The 22,598-nt window shown below is 61.7% G+C and carries 23 protein-coding genes; 9 read left to right on the top strand and 14 right to left on the bottom strand.

The genetic code is table 11. The features are described from left to right. Positions 1–4: 4 nt before the first annotated feature. The 9 genes from glp to ndk all read right to left on the bottom strand — a co-directional run bounded on the left by glp (position 5) and on the right by ndk (position 8,840). Positions 5–1,270 carry a gephyrin-like molybdotransferase Glp gene (gene glp / locus R3F00_RS15375; protein WP_371282681.1) on the bottom strand — a complete coding sequence of 422 codons (1,266 nt, stop codon included), beginning with the start codon at positions 1,268–1,270 and terminating at the stop codon, positions 5–7. Further along, complete coding sequence (gene mobA / locus R3F00_RS15370) at positions 1,263–1,868, bottom strand: molybdenum cofactor guanylyltransferase (protein WP_371282680.1); 606 nt, start codon at positions 1,866–1,868, stop codon at positions 1,263–1,265. Before mobA ends, glp begins: the two co-directional genes overlap by 8 nt. A gap of 27 nt (positions 1,869–1,895) precedes the next feature. Then, positions 1,896–3,296 (bottom strand): ribosome biogenesis GTPase Der, encoded by a 1,401-nt coding sequence (gene der / locus R3F00_RS15365; RefSeq protein WP_371282679.1) that lies wholly within the window; start codon positions 3,294–3,296, stop codon positions 1,896–1,898. Positions 3,297–3,414: 118 nt separating this feature from the next. Continuing rightward, on the bottom strand, positions 3,415–4,575 hold the full coding sequence (gene bamB / locus R3F00_RS15360; RefSeq protein WP_371282678.1) for an outer membrane protein assembly factor BamB: 1,161 nt from the start codon (positions 4,573–4,575) through the stop codon (positions 3,415–3,417). Beyond that, positions 4,572–5,225, bottom strand: coding sequence for a YfgM family protein (locus tag R3F00_RS15355; protein ID WP_371282677.1), 654 nt, complete (start codon positions 5,223–5,225; stop codon positions 4,572–4,574). Before R3F00_RS15355 ends, bamB begins: the two co-directional genes overlap by 4 nt. A 126-nt stretch (positions 5,226–5,351) precedes the next feature. Next, entirely contained in the window at positions 5,352–6,389 is a 1,038-nt protein-coding gene (locus tag R3F00_RS15350; protein ID WP_371282676.1) for a RodZ domain-containing protein, read from the bottom strand. Positions 6,390–6,506: 117 nt separating this feature from the next. Further along, positions 6,507–7,301 (bottom strand): type IV pilus biogenesis/stability protein PilW, encoded by a 795-nt coding sequence (gene pilW, locus R3F00_RS15345; protein WP_371282675.1) that lies wholly within the window; start codon positions 7,299–7,301, stop codon positions 6,507–6,509. After that, positions 7,291–8,409, bottom strand: coding sequence for a 23S rRNA (adenine(2503)-C(2))-methyltransferase RlmN (gene rlmN, locus R3F00_RS15340; protein ID WP_371282674.1), 1,119 nt, complete (start codon positions 8,407–8,409; stop codon positions 7,291–7,293). The genes pilW and rlmN overlap by 11 nt, the downstream gene beginning before the upstream one ends. Positions 8,410–8,414: 5 nt before the next feature. Further along, on the bottom strand, positions 8,415–8,840 hold the full coding sequence (ndk, locus tag R3F00_RS15335; protein WP_371282673.1) for a nucleoside-diphosphate kinase: 426 nt from the start codon (positions 8,838–8,840) through the stop codon (positions 8,415–8,417). A gap of 235 nt (positions 8,841–9,075) precedes the next feature. Between ndk and R3F00_RS15330 the strand changes: the two genes are divergently transcribed. From R3F00_RS15330 to R3F00_RS15320, 3 genes are all read left to right on the top strand, one after another. Beyond that, positions 9,076–9,696 carry a TetR/AcrR family transcriptional regulator gene (locus R3F00_RS15330; RefSeq protein WP_371282672.1) on the top strand — a complete coding sequence of 207 codons (621 nt, stop codon included), beginning with the start codon at positions 9,076–9,078 and terminating at the stop codon, positions 9,694–9,696. A gap of 79 nt (positions 9,697–9,775) precedes the next feature. Next, positions 9,776–12,148, top strand: coding sequence for a 3-hydroxyacyl-CoA dehydrogenase/enoyl-CoA hydratase family protein (locus R3F00_RS15325; protein WP_371282671.1), 2,373 nt, complete (start codon positions 9,776–9,778; stop codon positions 12,146–12,148). A 120-nt stretch (positions 12,149–12,268) separates the two neighbouring features. Beyond that, on the top strand, positions 12,269–13,465 hold the full coding sequence (locus R3F00_RS15320; protein ID WP_371282670.1) for an acetyl-CoA C-acyltransferase: 1,197 nt from the start codon (positions 12,269–12,271) through the stop codon (positions 13,463–13,465). A 74-nt stretch (positions 13,466–13,539) separates the two neighbouring features. On the opposite strand, the gene R3F00_RS15315 is transcribed toward R3F00_RS15320, so the two are convergent. Both R3F00_RS15315 and R3F00_RS15310 read right to left on the bottom strand, forming a co-directional pair. Further along, on the bottom strand, positions 13,540–13,878 hold the full coding sequence (locus R3F00_RS15315) for a tRNA-binding protein (RefSeq protein WP_371282669.1): 339 nt from the start codon (positions 13,876–13,878) through the stop codon (positions 13,540–13,542). Positions 13,879–13,892: 14 nt separating this feature from the next. Beyond that, positions 13,893–14,837 carry a hypothetical protein gene (locus R3F00_RS15310; RefSeq protein WP_371282668.1) on the bottom strand — a complete coding sequence of 315 codons (945 nt, stop codon included), beginning with the start codon at positions 14,835–14,837 and terminating at the stop codon, positions 13,893–13,895. A gap of 98 nt (positions 14,838–14,935) precedes the next feature. Between R3F00_RS15310 and R3F00_RS15305 the strand changes: the two genes are divergently transcribed. Continuing rightward, entirely contained in the window at positions 14,936–15,358 is a 423-nt protein-coding gene (locus R3F00_RS15305) for a hypothetical protein (protein ID WP_371282667.1), read from the top strand. Here the strand turns inward: R3F00_RS15305 and dbpA are convergent, their stop codons facing one another. After that, a complete protein-coding gene (gene dbpA / locus R3F00_RS15300) occupies positions 15,359–16,732 on the bottom strand; it encodes an ATP-dependent RNA helicase DbpA (RefSeq protein WP_371282666.1) in 1,374 nt (457 codons plus the stop codon). A 128-nt stretch (positions 16,733–16,860) separates the two neighbouring features. Here dbpA and R3F00_RS15295 point away from each other — a divergent pair, with 128 nt between their 5' ends. Continuing rightward, positions 16,861–17,367, top strand: coding sequence for a DUF1993 family protein (locus R3F00_RS15295; RefSeq protein ID WP_371282665.1), 507 nt, complete (start codon positions 16,861–16,863; stop codon positions 17,365–17,367). Between the two features lie 51 nt (positions 17,368–17,418). Here R3F00_RS15295 and R3F00_RS15290 read toward each other — a convergent pair whose 3' ends face one another. Both R3F00_RS15290 and R3F00_RS15285 read right to left on the bottom strand, forming a co-directional pair. After that, the gene (locus tag R3F00_RS15290; RefSeq protein ID WP_371282664.1) at positions 17,419–17,787 is read right to left on the bottom strand and encodes a DUF6164 family protein; all 369 of its coding nucleotides are present in this window, start codon (positions 17,785–17,787) and stop codon (positions 17,419–17,421) included. Positions 17,788–17,811: 24 nt separating this feature from the next. Then, positions 17,812–18,288 (bottom strand): MgtC/SapB family protein, encoded by a 477-nt coding sequence (locus R3F00_RS15285; RefSeq protein ID WP_371282663.1) that lies wholly within the window; start codon positions 18,286–18,288, stop codon positions 17,812–17,814. A 50-nt stretch (positions 18,289–18,338) separates the two neighbouring features. On the opposite strand from R3F00_RS15285, the gene R3F00_RS15280 reads away from it, so the two are divergent. The 4 genes from R3F00_RS15280 to R3F00_RS15265 all read left to right on the top strand — a co-directional run bounded on the left by R3F00_RS15280 (position 18,339) and on the right by R3F00_RS15265 (position 22,525). Continuing rightward, entirely contained in the window at positions 18,339–19,223 is an 885-nt protein-coding gene (locus R3F00_RS15280) for a pseudouridine synthase (protein ID WP_371282695.1), read from the top strand. 48 nt (positions 19,224–19,271) lie between these two features. Beyond that, on the top strand, positions 19,272–20,042 hold the full coding sequence (locus R3F00_RS15275) for an SDR family NAD(P)-dependent oxidoreductase (RefSeq protein ID WP_371282662.1): 771 nt from the start codon (positions 19,272–19,274) through the stop codon (positions 20,040–20,042). Positions 20,043–20,178: 136 nt separating this feature from the next. Then, entirely contained in the window at positions 20,179–20,742 is a 564-nt protein-coding gene (yeiP, locus tag R3F00_RS15270) for an elongation factor P-like protein YeiP (protein WP_371282661.1), read from the top strand. Positions 20,743–21,055: 313 nt separating this feature from the next. Further along, positions 21,056–22,525 (top strand): amino acid permease, encoded by a 1,470-nt coding sequence (locus tag R3F00_RS15265; RefSeq protein ID WP_371282659.1) that lies wholly within the window; start codon positions 21,056–21,058, stop codon positions 22,523–22,525. Positions 22,526–22,598 lie beyond the last annotated feature (73 nt).

Genomic DNA, 22,598 nt, shown 5'->3' with positions numbered 1-22,598 from the left:
CTTGTCAGGCCTGTTCCGGCAGCCGCATGATCCGGACCAGGGCGCCTGCTTCAAGAGTGTGCACGGCTTCGGGCACAAGGATCAGTGCATTCGCCTCGATGATTCCGCGCTGCATGGCCGAGCCCTGGCGAGTCAATGGATCAACCCAGAGTGTACCGTCGTTGCGCACTTCGCAGCGCGCTCGCAAGAACTCCGCCCGTTCATGGCGCTTGGTTACGGCTCTGGTAAGTCTCGCGTGCGGCAGTTCGGGCATGGGGCACTCGGCTCCCTGCAGGGCCTGAAGTGCCGGTTGCACGAGGCAGAGAAATGTAGCGATTGTCGAGACCGGATTGCCGGGCAGGCAGAAAATCAGGCACGACCCGATTTCCCCGAACAGGAATGGCATGCCGGGACGCATGCGCACCTTCCAGAAATGGATGACGCCCAGCTCGCCTACCAGGGTCGGAAGCCAGTCCGCTTCTCCCGCTGATGCGCCACCCGAGGTGATGATCACCTCGGAGCGTCCAGCCAGGTCGCGCAGAGCACTCCCGATCTTCTCGCGGTCGTCCGGCAAGTGCAGGAATGATGGTCCTTGGCCGCCGTTCTCCGGGGCTTTCGGCTCGAGTCCGCTCGCGCGCAGCAACGCAGCCAGGCTGTAGCCATTGCTGTTGTAGATCGTTCCGGGCCGGGACTGCATGCCGGGCATGACCAGCTCACTGCCGGTCGTCACTACGCTGACTCGCGGCTGGCATGCAACATCCAGAGTGTCCTGCCCGAGGCTGGCAAGGCCGCCAATCCGGGTTGAGGTGATGCGCTGCCCCTTGCGCATGACCACGTCACCTGCGGCGAAATCCTCGCCTGCGCGGCGTACGTTCGACCCTGCCAGTTCGCCGGCGGGAATGATGGCTTCTTCACCATCGACGCGCACACGTTCCTTGATGATGACGGTATCGGCGCCGACAGGCAGTGGCGCACCGGTGGTTATGCGCAGGCACGCCCCCGGTCCAATCGACGCTGTTTCAGCGTCGCCGGCGAATCGGATTCCGGCGATCCGCAACCGGGCCTCGCCGTTTGCAGGCAGATCGGCGCTGTTCAGCGCAAACCCATCCATCGCGGAATTGTCGAATGGCGGCAGGTCTCGCGGCGTCTCGAGATCGGTGGCAAGTATCCTTCCCTGCGCACGTTCGAGGCCGACCCGCTCGGACGGGCTGCGGCGATCGGCACAGACTGAAAGGATCTTCTGCTGTGCCTGGTCGAGAGAAATGGGGCGAATATCGGGATTGCTAGCCATCCAGCGCTTTCTCGTAGGCCGAAAACTCCTCTGCGGAGTTCAGATTGACCCACTCCGCCTGCGAATTGGCAAGACCGACTTCGACAATGCCAAGCGAATCCTGCCAGCGACTGACTCCCTGGGCCCGTTCCAGAGCGAGGGTGCAGGAATTGCCAAGCTCCGTCGAGTACAAGGCAAACAAGGGCTGCCTTCGGCGTCCGTCGTGAGCGACCACCGCCCTTGCACCGTGCAGTCGTGCCGCCCGTTGCAATTCACGCAGGAGACCCGGCGGAGGAATCACGCAATCGACCGGCACGGTAAACAACCATGGCGTTCGGCATGCGGCCATCGCGGCGCAGATGCCAGCCAGTGGGCCGGCGTAACCCGGCACGGTATCCGATACGGTCTGCGCAAATTGCGCGTAGCGGGACACATTGCGGTTGGCGACGATCAGGATCGGTCCATTCGATTCCCGCTTCAATGTTTCGATGACCCAGTCGACCAGAGGACGACCCTTCAGTTCGAGCAAACCCTTGTCCTGGCCACCCATCCGACTTGCGGCGCCGCCCGCAAGAACGGCAGTCGTTGCAGCATGGGGACCTGGCTGATTGCCCGACATGATGATGGCTCGGTGCGGATGGGCAGGTTAGCGCTTTCCGCGCCTGGCATTGCGAATCGATCGCTGGCGATCTTTCTGCTGCTCTTCGGTGAGGACTTTCTTCTTGCCGGCATAGGGATTCTCGCCTTCCCGAAAATCAATGCGAACAGGAGTGCCGTCAAGCTTGTAGCGCTTGCGAAAGAAGTTCTCGAGATAGCGCCGGTAGGATTCCGCCAGGTGCTTGGTACGGGAGCCGTGGATCACAATGGTCGGAGGGTTCGAGCCACCGGGGTGCGCATAGCGCAATTTCGGCGCATGCCCCCGTACCAACGGCGGCTGGTAGGCGGCATAGGCTGCCTCCAGGGCACGGGTAAGATCCGAGGCCGTCAGTTTCCTGTTGGCCGCAAGATGAACCCGGTTGACCAGCTTCATGAGCTCGCCAATACCCGTTCCATGCAGCGCTGAGATCGTCACTTGCGGGGCCCAGGCGACGAAGGTCAGTTTTCGCTGCATTGAGGACTTGCACTGATCCCGATCATAGGTTTTGAGGCCGTCCCACTTGTTCACGGCCACCACAAGCGCACGCCCGGCGTCGAGTGCGTGGCCGATCAGTCCGGCGTCCTGGTCGGTCACGCCTTCGTTGGCATCGAGCAGCATGACCACGACGTTGGCCGCGTCGATCGATTGCAGAGTCTTGATGACACTGAACTTCTCGACCGCATCGTCGACGCGCGAGCGTCGTCGCACGCCGGCGGTATCGATCAGGGTGTATTTGCGGCCGTCCCGTTCCAGCGGTATCCGTATCGAATCGCGGGTCGTGCCCGCCACGTCCGAGACAATGACCCTGTCCTCGCCCAGCAAGCGATTGACCAGGGTCGACTTGCCGACGTTCGGGCGACCCACGATGGCAACACGTACACCACCCTCGTCTTCGCCACTGGACGGTTCTTCCTCGCGTTCGGGAAGCAATGCCTCGATGGCATGCACAAGCTGCAAGGTGCCATGATTGTGCGAGGCTGCCAGCGGCAATGGCGCGGCCATTCCGAGTCGCGCAAAATCGGCCAGTGCGACCGACTCGTCGAGCCCGTCGGTCTTGTTGACCGCAAGTACAATCGGCTTGGAGGTTCGTCGCAAGCGCTCCAGGATGGCCTGGTCCGTAGGCAAAAGGCCATCACGCGCATCGACAACGAAGATCACCACATCGGCTTCGGCAATGGCGAGTTCCACCTGCCGCGCCGTCAGCCCCGCCAGACCTTCCTCGTTGTCTGCCAGCCCGCCGGTATCGACGAGTACAAAATGACGCTCTCCGACCCGACAGTAACCATAGTGTCGGTCGCGCGTCACTCCTGGCATGTCCGCCACGAGCGCATCGCGCGAACGTGTTAGCACGTTGAAAAGGGTCGACTTGCCGACATTCGGGCGTCCGACCAGGGCGACGACAGGAAGCATCGCGGGCGCTCCGTTTCAGGCGCAGCCAACAGCCGGGCCACGGGCCATGTCGACTGGTGCTGCCATCAACCCGACTCGGGCCTGCAAACTGTCTGCAGGCATTGAATCGGGACAGTTACTACTGGGTGCGATAGGCGACGATGTTGCCTGAGACGTCTTCGACATAGACGACGTCGCCAGAAACAATCGGGGCGCTTTCGACAGGATTCTTGCTCATTCGCTCGCGGGCAACGAAGGAACCATCGGAAAGGCTGAGCCAATGCACATAGCCTTCCAGGTCGCCGACGACCGCGTAGTTGCCGACAATGGCAGGTGGACTCAGCCAACGATGCAGCAAGGCTTCCTGCTTCCAGAGGTTGGACCCGGTCTGGCGATCGAAAGCCCAGACATTGCCTTCGGCATCACTGACGACCACCGAGTTGGCCGAGACCGTCAAACCCGCAAAACTCGAGAGCTCGCGACTCCAGCCGGGGCGCCCGCTGCCGGCATCCAGCGCTGCAATCTGGCCTCGATACGCGGTTGCAAAAAGCTGGTTCTGATCGAGCACGATCGGGCCATCGGAATCGGCCAGGCGTTCCACTTCGGTACGCCCTTCGCCTGTGGACAGGGTCTGGGTCCATGCCGGCGCGCCATCCGTCTGGCGCACGGCCACCACTCGACCGCTGTCGTAGCCATCGTAGACCAGGCCATTGCCGATGACCGGCGATGCATTCCCGCGCAAACTGAGAACAGGTACAGCCTGCTCATAGACCCACAAACGGGTGCCGTCCGACGGATCGAGCCCGAACAGACGGCCGTCCTGCGAACGTACGGCAATCAGACCATCGGTGATCGTTGGCGCGCAAATGATTTCCGAACTCAGCTGGACCTGCCAAAGCTCGCTGCCATCCTGGGTGGAAAACCCTCGCACCTGGCCATTGAGCGCGCCCACAACGAGCAGATCGCCGCGTGCTGCCGGACCTCCGGCCCATTGCATCTTCTTGACACTGGTCGACCACAGCTTGCGTCCAGTGGCCGCATCCAGGGCAGCGATTTCGCCTCCGACGCTGGCCACATAGAGCCGATCTCCATCGAGTGCGGGATTCATGTGCGCACCGGACTTGCCGGCGCCCTTGCCGATCGATGCCGACCAGAGCTTTTGTGTGCTGGCGCTCGGCGCAATTTCGACCAGCGGTGTCGGTGGCACGACATTGTCTTTCTTGCCTCCGAGACTCTTGATCCAGTTGCAGCCGCCCAGACCCAGCGACAGAATGACTACGGCCAGTAGCGCTCGCTTCATGATTTCTGCTTCTCCGCCGCTGCGGGCAAGTCATTCAACTTCATTTCAACGAAATTGCGATTTGGCGATTGGGGATCAAGGTGAGTGAGCGCATCGGCGTAGGCGGCGCGCGCATCATCGGTGCGTCCGAGACTTGCAAACGTATCGCCGCGCAACTCGCTGGCCAGGGCCGAAAAATCGTCCTTGGCAACCTTGTCGAGCTGACTCAGGGCTTTTTCGGCCTCGCCACGGGCGAGGCTGATCCTGGCCTTGCGCAGGGCGATCAGTGATTTCAGGGTGGGTTCCGACGCGGCCTGTTCAGCCCAGTCGAGCTCCGAATCGGCCTTGTCGAGGTCTCCGGCCACGACCGCCGTTTCAGCCAGGCGCAATGCGGCAAAGACGGCGTATGAACTTTTTGCGTAGTCCGTACGCAACGTCTCGGCAATGCGGGCAGCGTCGTCATCTCGCTTGCCGTCCAGAGCGTCGGTAAAGGCGGCGAACTGCATGGCCGCTTCGCCATTGGTACGCGCCTCGCGCGCCTGCCATTGCTGGTAACCGAAAATGAGCAATAGTCCAATGCCGATACCGATTGCTATGGACAGGGCGTTGGAACGCAACCACTTGCGCACCAATTCACCTTGTTCGTGCTCGTCAAGAACTTCAAAAGCCATACGCATCACCAGATAGGACACCGCTGGACAGGAATTGCCGGGGACCGGCAGGGGCGGCGCGGGGGGCGCTAGGGTAACAGGAAATCAGCCCGCGACCGCAAATGAACGGCGGCGCGGGCGAGCAATTCAGGAGTCGACGCGCGTGGCCAGCCCCGCTTCGGCAAACACCTTGAGGTGGGCGACATTGGCCCGGCGAAACGGCGCCAGGTCGACGACCTTGCCGTCGGCAACAATCTCCGCACCCTGGGCATTGCCGATTCGCACGGACATGGCTCCCTCACTCGAGTACTGGCGTTCGATTCCAGCCTCGAGCAGACCGTATTCAAGTTTTTCCCCGCTTGAGTCGGTGATCTCCACCCAGCTTGCCTGGCTGAGCTTGAGTGTCAGCGAGTGCTTGCCGGCGGGAGCGGCGGGCGCTGGCGCTGGCGCGGGCACCACGGGAGTGGATGCGGAGGCGAAGGGCGCCATCGAGGCGACAATGGGCGGGGCATCGGTGCTGACCGCGGGAGCGATTGCCCCGGGCTTGGCTGTATCGGCACCGGATCCGTCACGGACAGGCTCCGGTTGTCCGGCGACCTCTGCCGTCAACTCCTGCCCAGCCAGCTGAACATCCGAGGATACGGTCTCCATTGTGGCTGAAGGCCCATCCAGCATCACGGTCCTCGCAAGATTCTGCTCGAGGCCGCCATGCGTGGCCAGCCACACGGCAGGGCCAATGACCAGACCAGTCAGGATCAGATAGGTCGCGCTGACGGAGTAGCGGTCGAGCAGATAGCGCGAACGCGACACCGTACCGGTTGAAATCAGGGGAGCAGGCTCACTCCTTTCGGCAACAACGCGTTCCGCGAGAACAACCGGAAGACCCAGCAATCGCGCATAGCTGCTCAGATATCCACGAAGATAGACCGCATGTGCAATGCCGTTGTAGTCGTCCTGCTCGATGCGCCGAATCAGGCTGGCCTGCAGCTTCAGGCGCGAGGCGACATCCTCGCAGCTCCAGCCGCGCTTTTCCCGCTCGAGCCTGAGCCGCGCACCCATGGACGAGTCTGGACTGTCAGTTGCCTCCACGTCCGGCAAAACCATTTCTGCGCCCGAATCCATGTCAACCATGCCCTCCGCGGGTGTGGCCTGCAGATTCTGTTTTTCGACGCCTGTTTTGCTCACAGTTTCGATCTCCGGAGATAACAGCAAATTGAGCTGACGATGTTCAGTGGATGTCACAACCGTGGTTCCGGGAACTTGCCAACAACCAAAGGAACGAAATCCTGCCTGTCCTGTTCATCAGGACGAACTCGGGGAGGAACTCGACGCATCGAGTGATCGAGATTGCTCCGAATCCGGAAACTGGGTACGCAGGCGTTGCGTGTATTCCATGGCCGCCTTTGCGTTCCCCAGACGCAACTCGATATTACGACCCAGCAGCAGTGCATCCGCGCTCTGCCTCCCCACTGATTCGTAACGTTGGAAAAAGGCTCGTGCCCGAAAGAAGTCTTCCTTGCGGTACAACACCGTGGCCATCTGGAACAGGGCCTCGGTATTGTCCGGGTCGTATTCCAGCGCCGAGCGGAGATCCCGTTCAGCGAGGTCGTACTTGCCCCCCTTGATCGCACAAGTGCCGGCATTGGTCAAGGCCACGGCAGGTGTCTGGTAGAACGGATCGGCCACGGCAATCTGAAAATACCTGGCTGCTTCATCATACCGACCGAGTTTGCAAAGGAAGGCGCCGTAGTTGTTGTTCTCGTTGCCGGATTTCGGCATAAGCTGCGCGGCCTTGCGATAATTCTGCTCGGCCTTGGTGTTCTCGCCGATCTGCTCGTAGAGCAGGCCAATGACGGTATGCGCGTCGACATAGTTGGGGTCCGCCGCGAGCGCCTTTTTCAGGTTTTCCAGCGAATTTTCGTACTTGCCCTGGGCCAGATATTTCTGACCGAGGTCGGTATACAGCGCCGCCGCCTTGGTGGCCGGATTTTCGGGATCGGTTCCGCCCTCGGCCGTGCTGCGCACACCACCGCTGGAGGCACACGCCGCAAGCAGCGACAACCCCAGGACTGCAAAGAATATCCGGTCAAGCCGCACTGGCTACACCCTCCTCGATCTTCTTGCGAAATTCGGCCTGGCGTCGGGTCCGGTCCATGACCTGGCCCTTCAGCTGACCGCAGGCGGCATCAATGTCATCCCCGCGCGTGCGCCGGACCATGGTCAGCACACCGGCATCGAGCAGGATGGTCTGGAAGTCGCGGATCACCGACTCGTCGGAACGCTCGTACTGCGTTCCCGTGAACGGATTGAACGGGATGAGGTTGATCTTGCTCGGCACCTTGCGAACCAGCTTGACCAACTGGCGTGCCAGTTCAGGGCTGTCGTTGATGCCCTTCATCATCGTGTATTCGAAGGTGACAGTCGTGCGCGGCGCGCGTCGGGTATAGCGCAGGCAAGCGTCCATCAGTTCGGCAATCGGGTACTTCTTGTTGAGCGGAACCAGCCGGGTTCGCAGTTCGTCATTGGGCGCATGCAGGGAAACCGCCAGCGACACGTCACTTTCTTCGGACAGTCGGTCGATCATCGGCACGAGGCCGGCAGTCGAGAGCGTCACGCGCTTGTTGGCCAGCCCGAACCCGAGGTCGTCACGCATGATGCTCATGGCGCGCACGACATTATCGAAATTGAGCAGCGGCTCGCCCATGCCCATCATCACGACGTTGGTCAGCTTGCGCTGGTGATGCGGCACGTTGCCGAGATGCCTTGCCGCGACCCAGACCTGGCCAATGATCTCGGCCGTGGATAGATTGCGGTTGAAGCCCTGCGTGCCGGTCGAACAGAACGTGCAATTCAGGCCACATCCCACTTGCGATGAAACACAAAGCGTTCCCCGGGAATTTTCCGGAATGAACACGGCCTCGATGGCATTGCGCGGATCCATGCCGAGCAGCCACTTGTGCGTGCCGTCGGTCGACTGCTTTTCGAGCAGCACATTCGGTGGAACGATTTCAGCGACCGCTTCGAGCTTGCCGCGCAGCTGCTTGCCGACGTCGGTCATCTGCGAAAAATCGGTGACGTGACGGTGGTACATCCACTTCATGACCTGATCCGCCCGGTACGGCTTTTCGCCGGCTTGCGCGAACCAGTCGCGCAAGCCCTTGCGATCTAGGCCGAACAGGTTGGTCCTGGTCTGCGTCGCGTCCATCGAGTTCAGCGCGCCGTGACTTCGGAACTGGCGAAGAAGTAGGCGATTTCCACCGCTGCAGTTTCCGGCGCATCGGAACCGTGCACGGCATTGGCATCGATCGAATCGGCGAAATCCGCGCGAATGGTTCCAGGCTCGGCTTTCTTCGGATCGGTTGCGCCCATGAGATCACGATGAACTGAAATGGCATTCTCGCCTTCGAGGGCCTGGATGATGACCGGGCCCGAGATCATGAAGTCCACCAGCGCCTTGAAGAAGGGACGCTCGCGGTGAACCGCATAAAAACCCTCGGCTTCGCGGCGCGACAGCTGTTTCATGCGCGCGGCAATGATTTTCAGACCGGCTTTCTCGAATCGGGAATAAATTTCGCCGATCACGTTCTTGGCGACCGCGTCGGGCTTGATGATGGAAAGGGTGCGCTCCAGCGCCATTGTTATTTGACCTTGTTGATGAGGGAAAGACAGGGTGGGTGCCTGCCATGAGGGCAAACCCATGACAATCCGGATAGTTAGCGCACTATCCGACCCCATATTCTAGCTAATTCTGAACCGGAATATCACCCCAAAGACGTGATGATCAGCCCATTCCTGACGTTGATCCACAAGGCTTGCGCGCTTATCATTCAAACGCTCGTTTGGTTATTGCACACCGATTGGACCCTCGCTCGTGAATTCCCCGCACTTTTCAACCAAGGAACGCATCCTCGGCGCCGCCGAGGAGCTCTTCGCCCGAAACGGATTTGCGGGCGCGTCCCTGCGCGAACTGACCTCGACGGCCAAGGTCAATCTGGCCGCCGTCAACTACCATTTCGGCTCGAAGGACAATCTCGTCAACGAGGTGTTCCGCCGTCGACTGGATGAACTCAGCGCGCAGCGGCTGGACGCACTCAAGGCCGTGCAGGCCAGTCCTGAAGCGAGCCTCGAGGACATCCTGGCCGCCTTCATTCATCCGGCCCTGCTGCTTTCGCTGGACAAGTCGGGAGGCAACACCTTCGTGCGCGTGCTCGCGCGCGCCTATGCAGAACACAATGAACGGCTGCGCAAATACCTTTCCGAAAACTACGGTTACGTACTCAAGGAGTTTGCCGCTGCGTTTGGCGCGCAGCTCCCGCACCTCGACAAGGAAGAGCTCTATTGGCGTATCGACATCATCGCCGGCGCCCTGACCTACGCAATGGCCGATTTCGGGGTTATCAAGCGCCGCGCGGCGATGTCCGAGAAGATTCATCGTGAACGCGCGGCCGAACACCTGATCCGTTTCGCCGCCGCCGGCCTGCGCGCCGAGTAGTTCGACCCACTCCACACCGATTCGCGTCGCGCGGATTGCCCGCCCGGCCCCACTTTTCGACTTTCCTGCGAGGTAGCGCATGAACCATTCCCCACTCCGCATCCGCAAGGTTGCCGTCCTCGGTGCAGGCGTCATGGGCGCCCAGATCGCCGCACACCTGGTCAATGCCGACGTTGAAACGATTCTTTTCGACCTGCCGGCCAGGGAAGGACCGAAGAGCGGCATCGCAATCAAGGCAATCGCCAACCTGGGCAAGCTGTCCCCGGCCCCACTCGCTGAAAAATCTCGTGCCTCGGCCATCACGCCAGCCAATTACGATGAGCACCTCGACCTGCTCAAGGGCTGTGACCTGATCATTGAAGCGATCGCGGAAAGGCTCGATTGGAAGCTCGACCTTTACAAGAAGATTGCGCCGCATGTCTCTGATTCTGCTTTCGTTGCCAGCAATACCTCGGGTCTTTCCATCAATGCGCTGGCCGAGGCCTTGCCGGCAGCAATGCGACCCCGCTTTTCCGGCATCCATTTCTTCAATCCGCCACGCTACATGCACCTTGTCGAGCTGATTCCCGACCACCAGACAGACCCCGCCCTGCTCTCGGGCCTCGAGGCCTTTCTGACCACGACGCTGGGCAAGGGCGTTGTCCACGCCAGGGACACGCCAAACTTCATCGGCAACCGCATCGGCGTGTTCTCGATCCTCGCCACGATGCATCACACCGAACAGTTCAAGCTGGGCTTCGACGTTGTCGACGCGATTACCGGCCCGGCGATCGGACGACCGAAAAGCGCGACCTATCGGACCTCGGACGTGGTCGGCCTCGACACGATGGCGCATGTCATCAAGACCATGGACGACACGCTGCCAAATGATCCCTGGCACAAGTACTACAAGGCCCCGGCCTGGCTGAATGCATTGATCGAGAAGGGTGCGCTCGGGCAGAAATCCGGAGCCGGCTTCTTCCGCAAGGTCGGCAAGGAAATCCAGGTACTCGATCTGACCAGCCAGGAGTACCGACCAGCCAGCGAAGGCGCCAGTGAGGAAATGGGCAAGATTCTGGGCATCAGGAATCCGGCCGAAAAGTTCGCCGCCTTGCGCGCCTCATCGGACAGCCAGGCCCAGTTCCTCTGGGCCATGTTCCGCGACCTGTTCCACTACACCGCATACCACCTCGGCGATATCGCGGATACCGCGCGACACGTCGACCTTGCGATTCGCTGGGGCTACGGCTGGAAGCTCGGCCCGTTCGAGACCTGGCAGGCCGCGGGCTGGAAGCAGGTTGCCGAATGGATTGCCGAAGACATTGCCGCGGGCAAGGCCATGAGCGATGCACCCCTTCCAGCATGGGTCAGCGACGGCCGCGACGGCGTACACGGCAAGGATGGATCGTATTCGCCCAGCCTGGGCCGCAATGTCCCGCGTTCGGACGCCGCGGTCTATCAGCGCCAGCTGTTTCCCGACCCCTTGCTGGGCGAAACATTCGATACCGGCACCACGGTCTGGGAAAACGAGGGCGTGCGCCTCTGGCATCTCGGCGATGACATCGGCATCGTCTCGTTCAAGACCAAGATGAATACGGTCAACGATGCGGTGCTTGATGGCCTGCAGCGCTGTGTCGAGGAATGCGAGAAGCAGTTCAAGGCCATGGTCATCTGGCAGACCAGCGAGCCGTTCTCGGCGGGCGCCGACCTCAAGGGCGCCATGGGCCTGATCAAGGAGGGCAAGATCAAGGAGTTCGAGGCCATGGTCGCGAATTTCCAGGCCACCAGCATGCGCATCAAGTATTCGCTGATACCCGTGGTTTCGGCCGTGCGTGGCATGGCGTTCGGCGGCGGTTGTGAATTCCAGATGCATTCGGCACGCACGGTTGCCGCGCTGGAAAGCTACATTGGACTGGTCGAGGCCGGAGTGGGCCTGCTGCCGGCTGGCGGCGGACTCAAGGAGTTTGCCCTTCGCGCCGCGCGCGACAGCGTCGATGGCGACGCGTTCAACATGATCAAGAAATCGTTCGAGGCCGCTGCCATGGCCAAGGTCTCCACCAGTGCCCTGGAAGCGAAACAGCTTGGACTGCTGCGCGCCGATGACGTGATCGTCTTCAACAGCTTCGAGCTCCTGTACGTGGCGAAGAAGGTTGCTGCGTCGCTGGCCGAAACCGGCTGGCGTCCACCGTTGCCTGCGCGCGACATCGCGGTTGCCGGCGATGTCGGTACGGCCTCGATCAAGATGATGCTGGTCAACATGCTGGAAGGACGATTCATCTCGCCGCACGACTTCGAAGTCGGTAGCCGAATTGCCGACACCCTGTGCGGCGGCAGTGTCGAGCGCGGCTCGCAGGTAGACGAGGCCTGGCTGCTCGATCTCGAGCGCAGGCACTTTGTCGAACTCGCGCAGATGCCGAAGACACAGGAACGCATCATGCACACGCTGACCACGGGGAAGCCCCTCAGAAACTGAGAATGGGGAATCGGTAGAGCCGGTTCCTGCGGATCCTGAATTCCGCACACATTCCTGCCCCAAGGCTCGCTTTCCCATTCCCTGCTCCCCATTCCCCATTCCCGCTTTCGGAGAAAGCAAATGACCAAACAGATACAGGACGCCTACATCGTCTCCGCCGTGCGCACACCGGTCGGCAAGGCGCCGCGCGGTGTCTTTCGCAATACTCGCCCTGATGACCTGCTCGCCCATGTGATCCGGGCCGCAGTAGCCGGCGCGCCAGGTATCGACCCTTCTCGCATTGACGACGCCGTGATCGGCTGTGCCATGCCCGAAGCGGAGCAAGGCATGAACGTGGCGCGCATCGGCGTGCTGCTGGCCGGCTTGCCGAATTCGGTGCCGGCGCAGACGATCAACCGGTTCTGTTCTTCGGGCGTACAGGCCATCGCGCTGGCCGCTGATCGAATCCGAACCGGAGATGCCGACTTGATGCTGGCGGGTGGCACCGAAAGCATGAGCATGGTGCCGATGATGGGGCACAAGATTGCGATGAATCCTGCCGCATTCCAGGACGAGAACGTTGCGATTGCCTACGGCATGGGTATCACGGCGGAGAACGTGGCCAGCGAATGGAAAGTCAGCCGCGAAGACCAGGATGCCTTTGCCCTCGCCTCCCATCAGAAGGCCCTCGCTGCGATTGCGGCCGGCGAATTCAAGGACGAGATCGTGCCGTTCACGCTCGACGACCACTACCCCGATCTGGTCGGACGATCGATCCAGACCGACAGCCGCGTCATCGACACCGACGAAGGTCCGCGCCCCGACACCAGCGCTGCCGGATTGGCGAAGTTGCGCACCGTATTCAAGGCCGGTGGCAGCGTGACTGCAGGCAATTCCTCACAGATGTCGGATGGCGCCGGCGCCCTGATGCTGGCCAGCGAGAAGGCCATCAAGGAATACAACCTGACCCCGATTGCGCGCTTTGTATCATTTGCGGTTGCCGGCGTGCGCCCCGAAGTGATGGGCATCGGCCCGATCGAAGCGATTCCGAAGGCACTCAGGCTGGCCGGCTTGAGCAAGGAGCAGATGGACTGGATCGAACTCAACGAAGCCTTCGCCGCACAGGCACTCGCGGTGATCCGCGATGTCGGTCTTGACGCCAGCAAGGTCAATCCTCTGGGTGGCGCGATCGCGCTCGGTCATCCACTCGGCGCGACCGGCGCGGTGCGAGCGGCAACCCTGATCCACGGCCTGCGTCGGCGTCAGCAGAAGTACGGCATGGTCACCATGTGCATCGGCACCGGCATGGGCGCCGCCGGGATTTTCGAGGCGCTTTGATCGTTCGGTTGAGCCGTTCGCAGCAAGCGGTTGGCGGGAAAAGCGTGATGCCCCGTGCGCTCACGGTCAGCACATCAGGCCAGGCGCGTACCGTTGGGTACGGGTCGTTCTACGGTCGTGATGACAACGCCTTCCTCGGTAGGGAAACCGGTCAGCAGGAATTGCGAGCGGAATGGGCCGATCTGCTTTTCCGGAAAATTGACCACGCCGACAATTTGCCGCCCCAGCAGTTCCTGCGCCGTGTACATGCCGGCGATCTGTGCGCTGGTCTTGCGCTCGCCGTAGGGACCGAAATCGGCCCAGACCTTGAGCGCCGGCTTGCGCGCTTCGAGGAAGGCCTCGACGCGGATTACCGTGCCCGCAACCATCACGACACGCTCGAACTCGCACCAGCTGAGAGATTCTTCAGCCATCGAAGATCATCGCTTCAGCGCGCAGGTGCAGGTGCAGGTGCAGGTGCAGCGCTGTCCAGACCCACCTGGATCCAGCCAAGATTGATACCAATCGCGGTGGCCTCGGGATTGGCCCAGGCGTAGGCGATGGCGCGTCCGCTGGCATCCTCGATGACGGACAACTTGAGTACCTGGGTGCTTCCCTCTCGATAGCTCGCGCGCTCAAGTTTCAGCGAATACCCGGATGGCTGGCCATCACGCCACTTCACGTTCGCGCGCCCGCCTTCGTTGCCGATCCGCAAATCACGGTTCATGTGCCAGTCGGAGCTCTCCTCCCTGGCCTTCGGCCCGGCACCATTGATCGCCGCCCAACCCGTATACCAGCGGATCAGGCGTGCATCAGTAGAGGCGTCCGGCCCGCGCACCTGATCTGCATAGAGGCGCACGCGCAAGGCGTCGCCGATATGCTCGATCTCGATCGGCAGCAAGGCCACGGAAGCACCGACGCCCGGAGCAATCGTTGTACACGATGGCAGGTCGGCCCGGACCTTCAGGCCACTGGAGGCAATGGCCCCTCGCAGCGTGCAGGCATCCAGCGCCACCCACTGTTCGGGATCGAAATCCTTGCCGAGTCCGGGGTCGGCAACCAGGGCTCTCCAGGGCGTCATCACCAGGGATCCATCCAGCGATTTGAGTGTTCGCATCACCCATGTCGCTTCCAGCGTCGTCTCGCCGGTTTGGCGAACCTTCCATGCGTACCAGCCCGCGATGTTCAGAGGCGTGATCTCGAAGCGCACCGGCGGCACGGCGATGCCCGTCGATTGCGCGACCTGCTCATGGTTGTCGTAGGTTCCGTCGAACCAGGCCCGCTGGCCATCGCCCACGGCCACGGGGGCGCCGCCGCGCGAAGGCGAGGTCTGGCAGGCAGACAGCGAAACAACGAGTAAGGCCAACAGACATGTCGAAATGGGATTCTTCATCCCACTAGGATAGACCGGCGCAGGGATTCGGCGATATACGGCAGCGGCAATTGGCCTGGACATGGGTATGCTCCACGCCACAGCCGAGGGAGAGACTCTTGAGTGAAGACATGCTTCGCGCGGACGCACGACTGCGCCGCCAGACCCTGATTGCGCTGGGTCTGGCCTCGGCCGTAGCCGTTGTGGCTCTCTTTTTCTTCCAGCGCTGGTTGTCCGGCATCGGTGCGATCCCGGGCACTGATCTGCAGATTCTTCGCTTGCGTCAAATGATCGGCATCGGACTGACCGGCAGCGCGATCTGCCTGGCCCTGCTGGCCTGGTACGCCGTGCATCAGGCATCCAGGGTCAAGGCAACAGGCCAGTGGCCGACACCAGGCACACGGGTCATCCGCGACACCCCGATCCGTCGCGGCAACGCCGCGAGACAAGTCACCCAGGTATTCCAGGCAACCGCGCTGGTATTGCTGATGCTCGCATTTGCACTGGGCTACGCCAGCGTGCAGATGTTGAGCGCAACCTGATCAGTCGAGGGTCCGGACGCGAAACTTGCGTCCCTTGATCTTGCCCTCACGCAGACGCTTGAGCGCGATCGGGGCCTGATCGCGCCGTATCGCAACATAGGACCGCGTCGCGAAAATGCCGATCTTGCCGACCGCGTCGGCTGCAATGCCTGCTTCTCCGGTCAAGGCGCCAAGAATGTCACCCGGGCGCACCTTTTCCTGACGGCCGCCATCAATGCACAAGGTACTCATCGTTGCCTTGATCGGAGCCGCCGAGCTGCCCGCAGGAGGCAGCCTTGACCAGCGCAGCGCCTGCGCGGTCCGCGTTTCGATGGGCGCCACTCTTGGCATCTCCGCCGCGGCAACCAGACTCCAGGCCTGCCCCTTGCGTCCAGCGCGTCCCGTGCGCCCGATGCGGTGCACATGTACGTCGGGATCCGGCGACAGTTCCCAATTGACTACGGCGGGCAAGTCTTCGATATCAAGCCCACGCGCGGCAACATCGGTGGCGACCAGGATCGCGCAACTGCGGTTGGCGAAGCGCATCAGCACCTCATCCCGATCGCGTTGCTCGAGATCGCCGTGCAGCGCCAGGGCGGAGAAACCGCGTGCCACCAGTCCGTCCGCGAGCTCCTGCGTGTCCCTGCGCGTGTTGCAGAACACCAGCGTCGATTCGGGACGATGCGTTGTCAGCAGGCGCTCGAGACCTTCGAAGCGACGTGTCGCATCGATTTCGAAGTACTGCTCCTCGATTTCCGGCGGGGCTTCCCCGGAATCCGCTGCCACATCCACCGGATCGCACTGCAGGCTGCGGCTGATCTTTCGAATTTCGTCGGGGACCGTCGCTGAAAACAACAGGGTCTGGCGGGATTTCGGGCTTTGCTTGAGCAGGGCCCTGATGGCATCCAGAAAGCCCATGTCGAGCATGCGGTCGACTTCGTCGAGAACAACGACACGCACGTCGTCCAGGCTCATAGCGGCCTGATCGAGCAGTTCCTGGATGCGGCCCGGCGTACCCACCACGACATGCGGCGGATGGGCCAGGGATGCCAGTTGCGGGCGCAGGGGTATGCCCCCGCAAAGGGTCAGCAACTTGACGTTCGGAACGAAACTGGCAAGGCGCCGTATCTCCTTGCTGACCTGGTCTGCCAGTTCACGGGTTGGACACAGAACCAGGGCCTGCACTGCAGACCTGGCCGGGTCCAGTCGCGAAATCAGGCCCAGACCAAACGCCGCGGTCTTGCCACTGCCGGTTGGGGCCTGGGCAATGACATCCCTGCCTTCGAGGATGGACGGCAGGCTGCGCGCCTGGACCTCGGTCATTTCGGTGTAGTCAAGCGCAGCCAGGGCGCTGAGCAACTGCGGATCAAGCTGGAGACTGGAGAATGCGTTCATGCGCCATGATCGCATGCCGCGGTGTCAACCCGTGCCCTTGTGGCCAGGCGAATCGTCTCCACTGTCTGCACGGCCTGCAAGCTCACTGCCCGCGGCACGATCCTCCCCTACCCAGCATGGAAACAATCATGAGCATTTCGATGTACCAGGCTTCCATCCCCGTCTTTGCCCGAGCGCTTGCCAATCTGTCCGGCATCCTGAAGAAGGCTGCCGACCATGCCGAACAGCACAAGATCGATCCCTCCGTGTTGCTGGCCATGCGCCTGTACCCGAACATGTTCGCGTTGACGCGTCAGGTGCAGATCGCCACGGATCTGGCCAACGGCGGCGGCGCGCGCCTGGCCGGGCTAGAGCGCCCGGTTCACGAGGACACGGAAACGAGTTTCGAGCAATTGCAGGCACGCATCGAAAAGACGCTTGCGTTTCTGAAGTCGATCAAGCCCGAACAGATCGACGGCAGCGAGGAAAAGGCCATTACCCTCACTATTGGCGGAAATGAAATGCATTTCACCGGCCTGCCCTACCTGCTGCATTTCGTCCTTCCGAACCTGTTTTTCCATACCGCAACGGCCTACGACATTCTCCGCCATGGCGGAGTTGCCCTGGGCAAGCAGGATTTCATTGGCGGCGTCTGAACCCGGGCATTGCAGATCGGCAGCCCGTTGCTGCCGATTGCACGGTTTTCGCTACCGGCTACCCGCCAGCAGCAGCGGCCAGAGGCTCAGGGCGACAAGGAATACGATGCCGATCAGGATCATGATCAGGCGCAATGGCTGCCTTCGCGCCTGCAACCAGAACGTTTCCACGGTTCCCTCAAGGCGCGCGGCTTCCCGTTCGGCTCGGGCGCGAGTCCTGCGCCCGGCCTGGTAGTCAGCCATCAGTTCCCTGGCCTTCAGTGCATCCTGGTCGTCCGCGATCCAGATGGCACCCGCGGAGATTCCCCAGCGATTGGGCTCGGTTTCGTAGAACGGAATCTGGTTGGCATCCAGCAGTTCGCGCACTTCGCGGGCCTCGTCGTCTGGCACATGGCGAAGGTTGAGTAGCTGGTGGCGCATCAGGTGTTCTCCGGTTCGAGTTGCTCAGCTCTTGCCGAGCAAACGCATCAGGCGCGGGATCAGCGAGAAGACAACCAGAGCAAGCACGGTACACAACACAGCTGAAAGTTCCTGACCCAGACCCGCAGTCATGCCAATGGCCGAAGTCATCCACAAGCCGGCGGCTGTCGTCAGTCCCTTGACGTTGTCTTCGCTGGAACCTTTCAGGATGGTCCCCGCGCCAAGAAAGCCGACCCCGGTCACCATGCCCTGCATGACTCGGGTCAGGTCGCCCACTTCCACGCCTATCTGCAACGGAATGATCATGAAGATGGCCGAACCCACAGCAACCAGGATGTGCGTCTTGATGCCTGCCGCCTTGCCCTTCACTTCACGGTCGTAGCCAAGGGCCGCGCCCAGCGCTGCTGCCAGCAGCAGCCGGACACCAAGACGAGTCAGCTCGGCGAGGTCCGGCACATCGGAAAATTCACTGGCTACGGCAGATGCCACTTCCTGAAACATGCTTGTCCGGGATCCTGATTGTCATGCCGACGCATGATAGCGTGCTGAGCATGAAGGATATTCCCGATGTTTCCCTGAACGAAGCGCCAAGCAGGGTCCAGCTTCCTCCCGGTCAATGGGCGACTGTTGCCGATTTCCTGTGCGAGCGATTCCCCGGCATATCGCGCACGCGCTGGCTGGATCGATTCGAGCGTGGACGCGTGCAGGATGGCCACGGAAGAACAATGGCCGTGAGCGCGCCGTATCGCGTCGGCATGACGGTGCACTACTTCCGGGAGGTCCTCGATGAAACGCGTGTGCCGTTCGAGGCAACCATCCTGCACGCGGACGACGATCTGGTCGTCGCCGACAAGCCGCACTTCCTCGCAGTACAACCCGCCGGCCGTTTTGTCGACGAAACGCTGCTGCGGAGACTCGGCGTCGAGCTCGGCCACCGGGACCTGGTTCCGCTGCACAGGATAGATCGCGCGACCGCAGGGCTCGTGCTGTTCTCGGTCCGCCCCGCCAGTCGCAATGCATACCAGTCGTTGTTCAGGGATCGCCGCATCGAAAAGCGCTACGAGGCATTGGCCGCGCCCTTGCCGGAGCTGGAGTTCCCGCTCATCCGGCGCAGCTGCATTGTCCGCAGCGAACCGTTTTTTCGCATGCAGGAGTCGGCGGGCCCGCCCAACAGCGAGACCTTCGTCGATGTCACCGAGAAGCTTCCGCATTGCTGGCGCTATGAGCTGTCTCCGGTAACCGGTCGCAAGCACCAGTTGCGCGTGCACATGGCCGCGCTGGGTGCGCCCATCATCAACGACCCGGTTTACCCCGAGCTGAGTCCCGAGGTGGCGGATGATTTCGACCGACCGCTGAAACTGCTGGCCCGCAGCCTCGCGTTCATTGACCCGATCAGCGGCAGCGAACGACACTTCGAAAGCCGCCTGACGTTGTAGAATGCGCGCCTTTGCGCAACCGGCAGCCCGTCGCGGCACGGAGAATTCATGAAAATCACCGATAGCAGAGCCATCATCACCGGAGGAGTTTCGGGGCTGGGCCTGAGCGTCGCAGAGTTCCTGGTCGCCGGTGGCGGCAAGGTGGCCCTGTTTGACGTCAACGACGACAAGGGTGCCGAGGCCGTTGCCCGACTTGGCAGCGGCAAGGCCACGTTCTTGCGTACCGACGTGACGAATGAGGATGGCGTCCGCGCCAACGTCGCCGCCGCGAGCGAATTTCTGGGCGGACTGAACGTCGCCGTCAATTGCGCCGGCATCCTCGGCGCCGGACGCATGCTGGGCAGAGAAGGCGCGATGCCGCTGAAGAATTTTGCCGGCACCGTGATGGTCAACCTGGTTGGCTCGTTCAACGTGGCCAAGGCAGCAGCCGAAATCATGCAGAACAACGAAGCCGGTGAAGATGGCGAGCGTGGCGTCATCATCCACACCGCCTCGGTTGCCGCATTCGACGGCCAGATTGGCCAGGCGGCCTATTCGGCATCGAAGGGGGGCGTGGTCGGAATGACCTTGCCGATGGCGCGCGAACTGGCCCGTTTCGGCATTCGCGTGATGACGATTGCGCCGGGCATTTTCTGGACTCCGATGGTCGACGGCATGCCGCCGGCCGTGCAGGAATCGCTCAGCGCCTCGATCCCGTTCCCGTCCCGTCTCGGCACTTCCGCCGAATTCGCCGAACTTGTAGGCAGCATCCTCGGCAACCGCTATCTGAATGGCGAAACGATTCGCCTTGACGGCGCGGTGCGGTTGGCACCCAAGTAAGAGGGAATGGGGAATAGAGAATGGAGAATCGGAACAGCACTCCACCTCAGATCCAGCCTCCGGCCTCTACCCCGAATCCCGCCGCTCATGCACTACCCATTCCCTATTCCCCATTCTCCATTCCCGGCCCTTCACCATGAAAGCTTCCGATGCAAAGCGCGGCAATGTTGTCGAACACGACGGCAAGGTCTACCAGATCCGTGATATCGAGCGCAGCTCGGCGCAGGGCCGCAGCGGCAATGTCACGTTTCGATTCATCATGTACAGCGTCCCTGGCGGCGTGAAATGCGATCTTTCGCTTCGCTCCGACGACGAGATCAAGGAAACGGAGGTGACGCGTCGCCCGGTCAGCTATTCCTACAAGGATGGCGAGGCGTTCGTGTTCATGGACAGCGAGGACTACACCCAGTACACCCTCGACGCCGACGTCGTCGGTGATGCCGCCGGCTACATCGTCGATGGCATCGAGGGTTGCTTCGTGCAGATCATCGATGACGTGCCCGTCGCGGTTCAGCTGCCCTCTTCGGTGATTCTTGAAGTCGTCGAAACCGCTCCGGAAATGAAGGGTGCCACCGCGACCAAGCGCTCCAAGCCGGCCAGACTCTCGACCGGCATCGAGATCCAGGTGCCCGAGTACGTCCGCACTGGCGAAAAGATCCATGTCAGCACACTGACTGGAGAGTTTGGCGGAAGGGCCTGAGGGTCGAAAACCGGGAACAGGCCATGGAGAGTCGGCGGCGCTGGCTCTCACCGACTGCGCAAACTCCGTGCGGCGTGCGACTCTTGCGACCACGCTCCAATGCTTCCCCATACCCGATTCTCCATTCCCCGCGCTGATGCAGGCGCCAGCCCCAAGCTGCACTGCACAAGATTTCCAGTCGCAGGGCGGAAGACACTGATGCCGCTTGTGCTCGCCAGCGCCGTTTGGCATCGTACGGAGCCGCTGGTGCAGGCTACCGGCATCCAACAAGCCGGCTTCAACGCCGTTCCGCAACACTTCCGGGGAGAATTCAATGTCAGTGGGACTTTTTGTCACGAAGCCGGTGGAGCCTTCGCCACATGTGGATGCCGGCGAACCGGTTGAGGGGTCACTGCAGGGCGAGGCCTCGCTCAAGCGAACGCTGACGGCAACCCAACTGGTGTTGCTGGGCATTGGCGCAGTCATTGGTGCGGGCATTTTCGTTCTGACCGGCCACGCAGCCGCTGCACACGCAGGCCCGGCCATCGTCCTCAGTTTCGTCTTCGCTGGCGTCGCCTGCGCCTTTGCCGGACTCTGCTACGCCGAGTTTGCGGCCTTGCTGCCCGTCTCCGGAAGCGCCTACTCCTACTCCTATGCGACGCTCGGCGAGATCGTTGCCTGGTTCATCGGCTGGAACCTGGTACTCGAATATCTGTTCGCTGCGTCGACCGTTGCAGTAGGCTGGTCGAGTTACTTCAACAGCTTCCTCGGCAGCTTCGGCATGGCCCTGCCCGCTTCGCTTGCGACCGCTCCACTCAACGTTGTCGATGGCAAGCTGGTTCACACGGGCGGCTTTTTCAATCTGCCCGCAGTCGCCATCGTCGCTGCCGTCGCGACCATCGGCTACTACGGCATCAAGCAATCGGCTGTCGCCAATGCCGTCATCGTCACGATCAAGGTGGTCGTCATCCTGATGTTTGTCGCCTTCAGCATTCAATACGTCAATCCGGACAACTGGGTGCCGTTCATTCCGGAAAACGAAGGCCCGGGCAGGTTCGGCTATGACGGCATCGTGCGCGGTGCCGCGGTGGTATTTTTCGCCTACATAGGATTCGATGCGGTCTCGACTGCAGCCGGCGAAGCGAAGAATCCGCAACGCGACATGCCGATAGGCATCCTCGGCTCGCTCGCGATTTGTACCGTCGTCTACATCATCGTTTCAGCCGTGCTGACCGGCATGATGCCGTATGGTCTGCTCGGCACGCCGAAGCCGGTAGCAACCGCGCTTGAAGCCTATCCCGCACTGACATGGCTCAAGCACATCGTCGAGCTCGGCGCGATTGCCGGACTGAGCTCTGTGATCCTGGTCATGCTCATGGGTCAGCCACGCATCTTCTTCTCCATGGCACAGGACGGTCTGATCCCGAAGATGTTTGCCAAGGTGCATCCGAAACACCATACACCGCACGTGGGCACGATCTTTGTCGGCGTGGTTGCCGCACTGCTTGCCGGCTTCCTGCCGATCAGCTTCCTTGGCGATCTTGTTTCGATGGGAACCCTGCTGGCCTTCGCGACGGTATCGGCCGGCGTGCTGATCCTGCGCAAGACCCAGCCCAACCTGCCGCGCCCCTTCCGCGTGCCGTTCGCAATCATCATCTGCCCACTCGGCGTGCTTACCTGCCTCTACCTGTTCTGGCAGCCGTTTGCGGAAAACTGGGTTGTGATGACCGGATGGACCTTCATCGGATTCGTGATCTACGGTCTCTACGGCTATCGGCATAGCCGCTTGCGCCGACAGGGCTGAGCAATTCCGGGGCCGGCACTCGCGTGCCGGCCTTGTCATTTGGGCCTGACGCGCGAACCCGTTGCGTCATCGA

The sequence above is a fragment of the Dokdonella sp. genome (assembly GCF_041395345.1).
Lineage (GTDB): Bacteria > Pseudomonadota > Gammaproteobacteria > Xanthomonadales > Rhodanobacteraceae > Dokdonella.
Note: the sequence above shows the minus strand (reverse complement) of the source record. Positions and strands in the feature narration are given on the sequence as shown.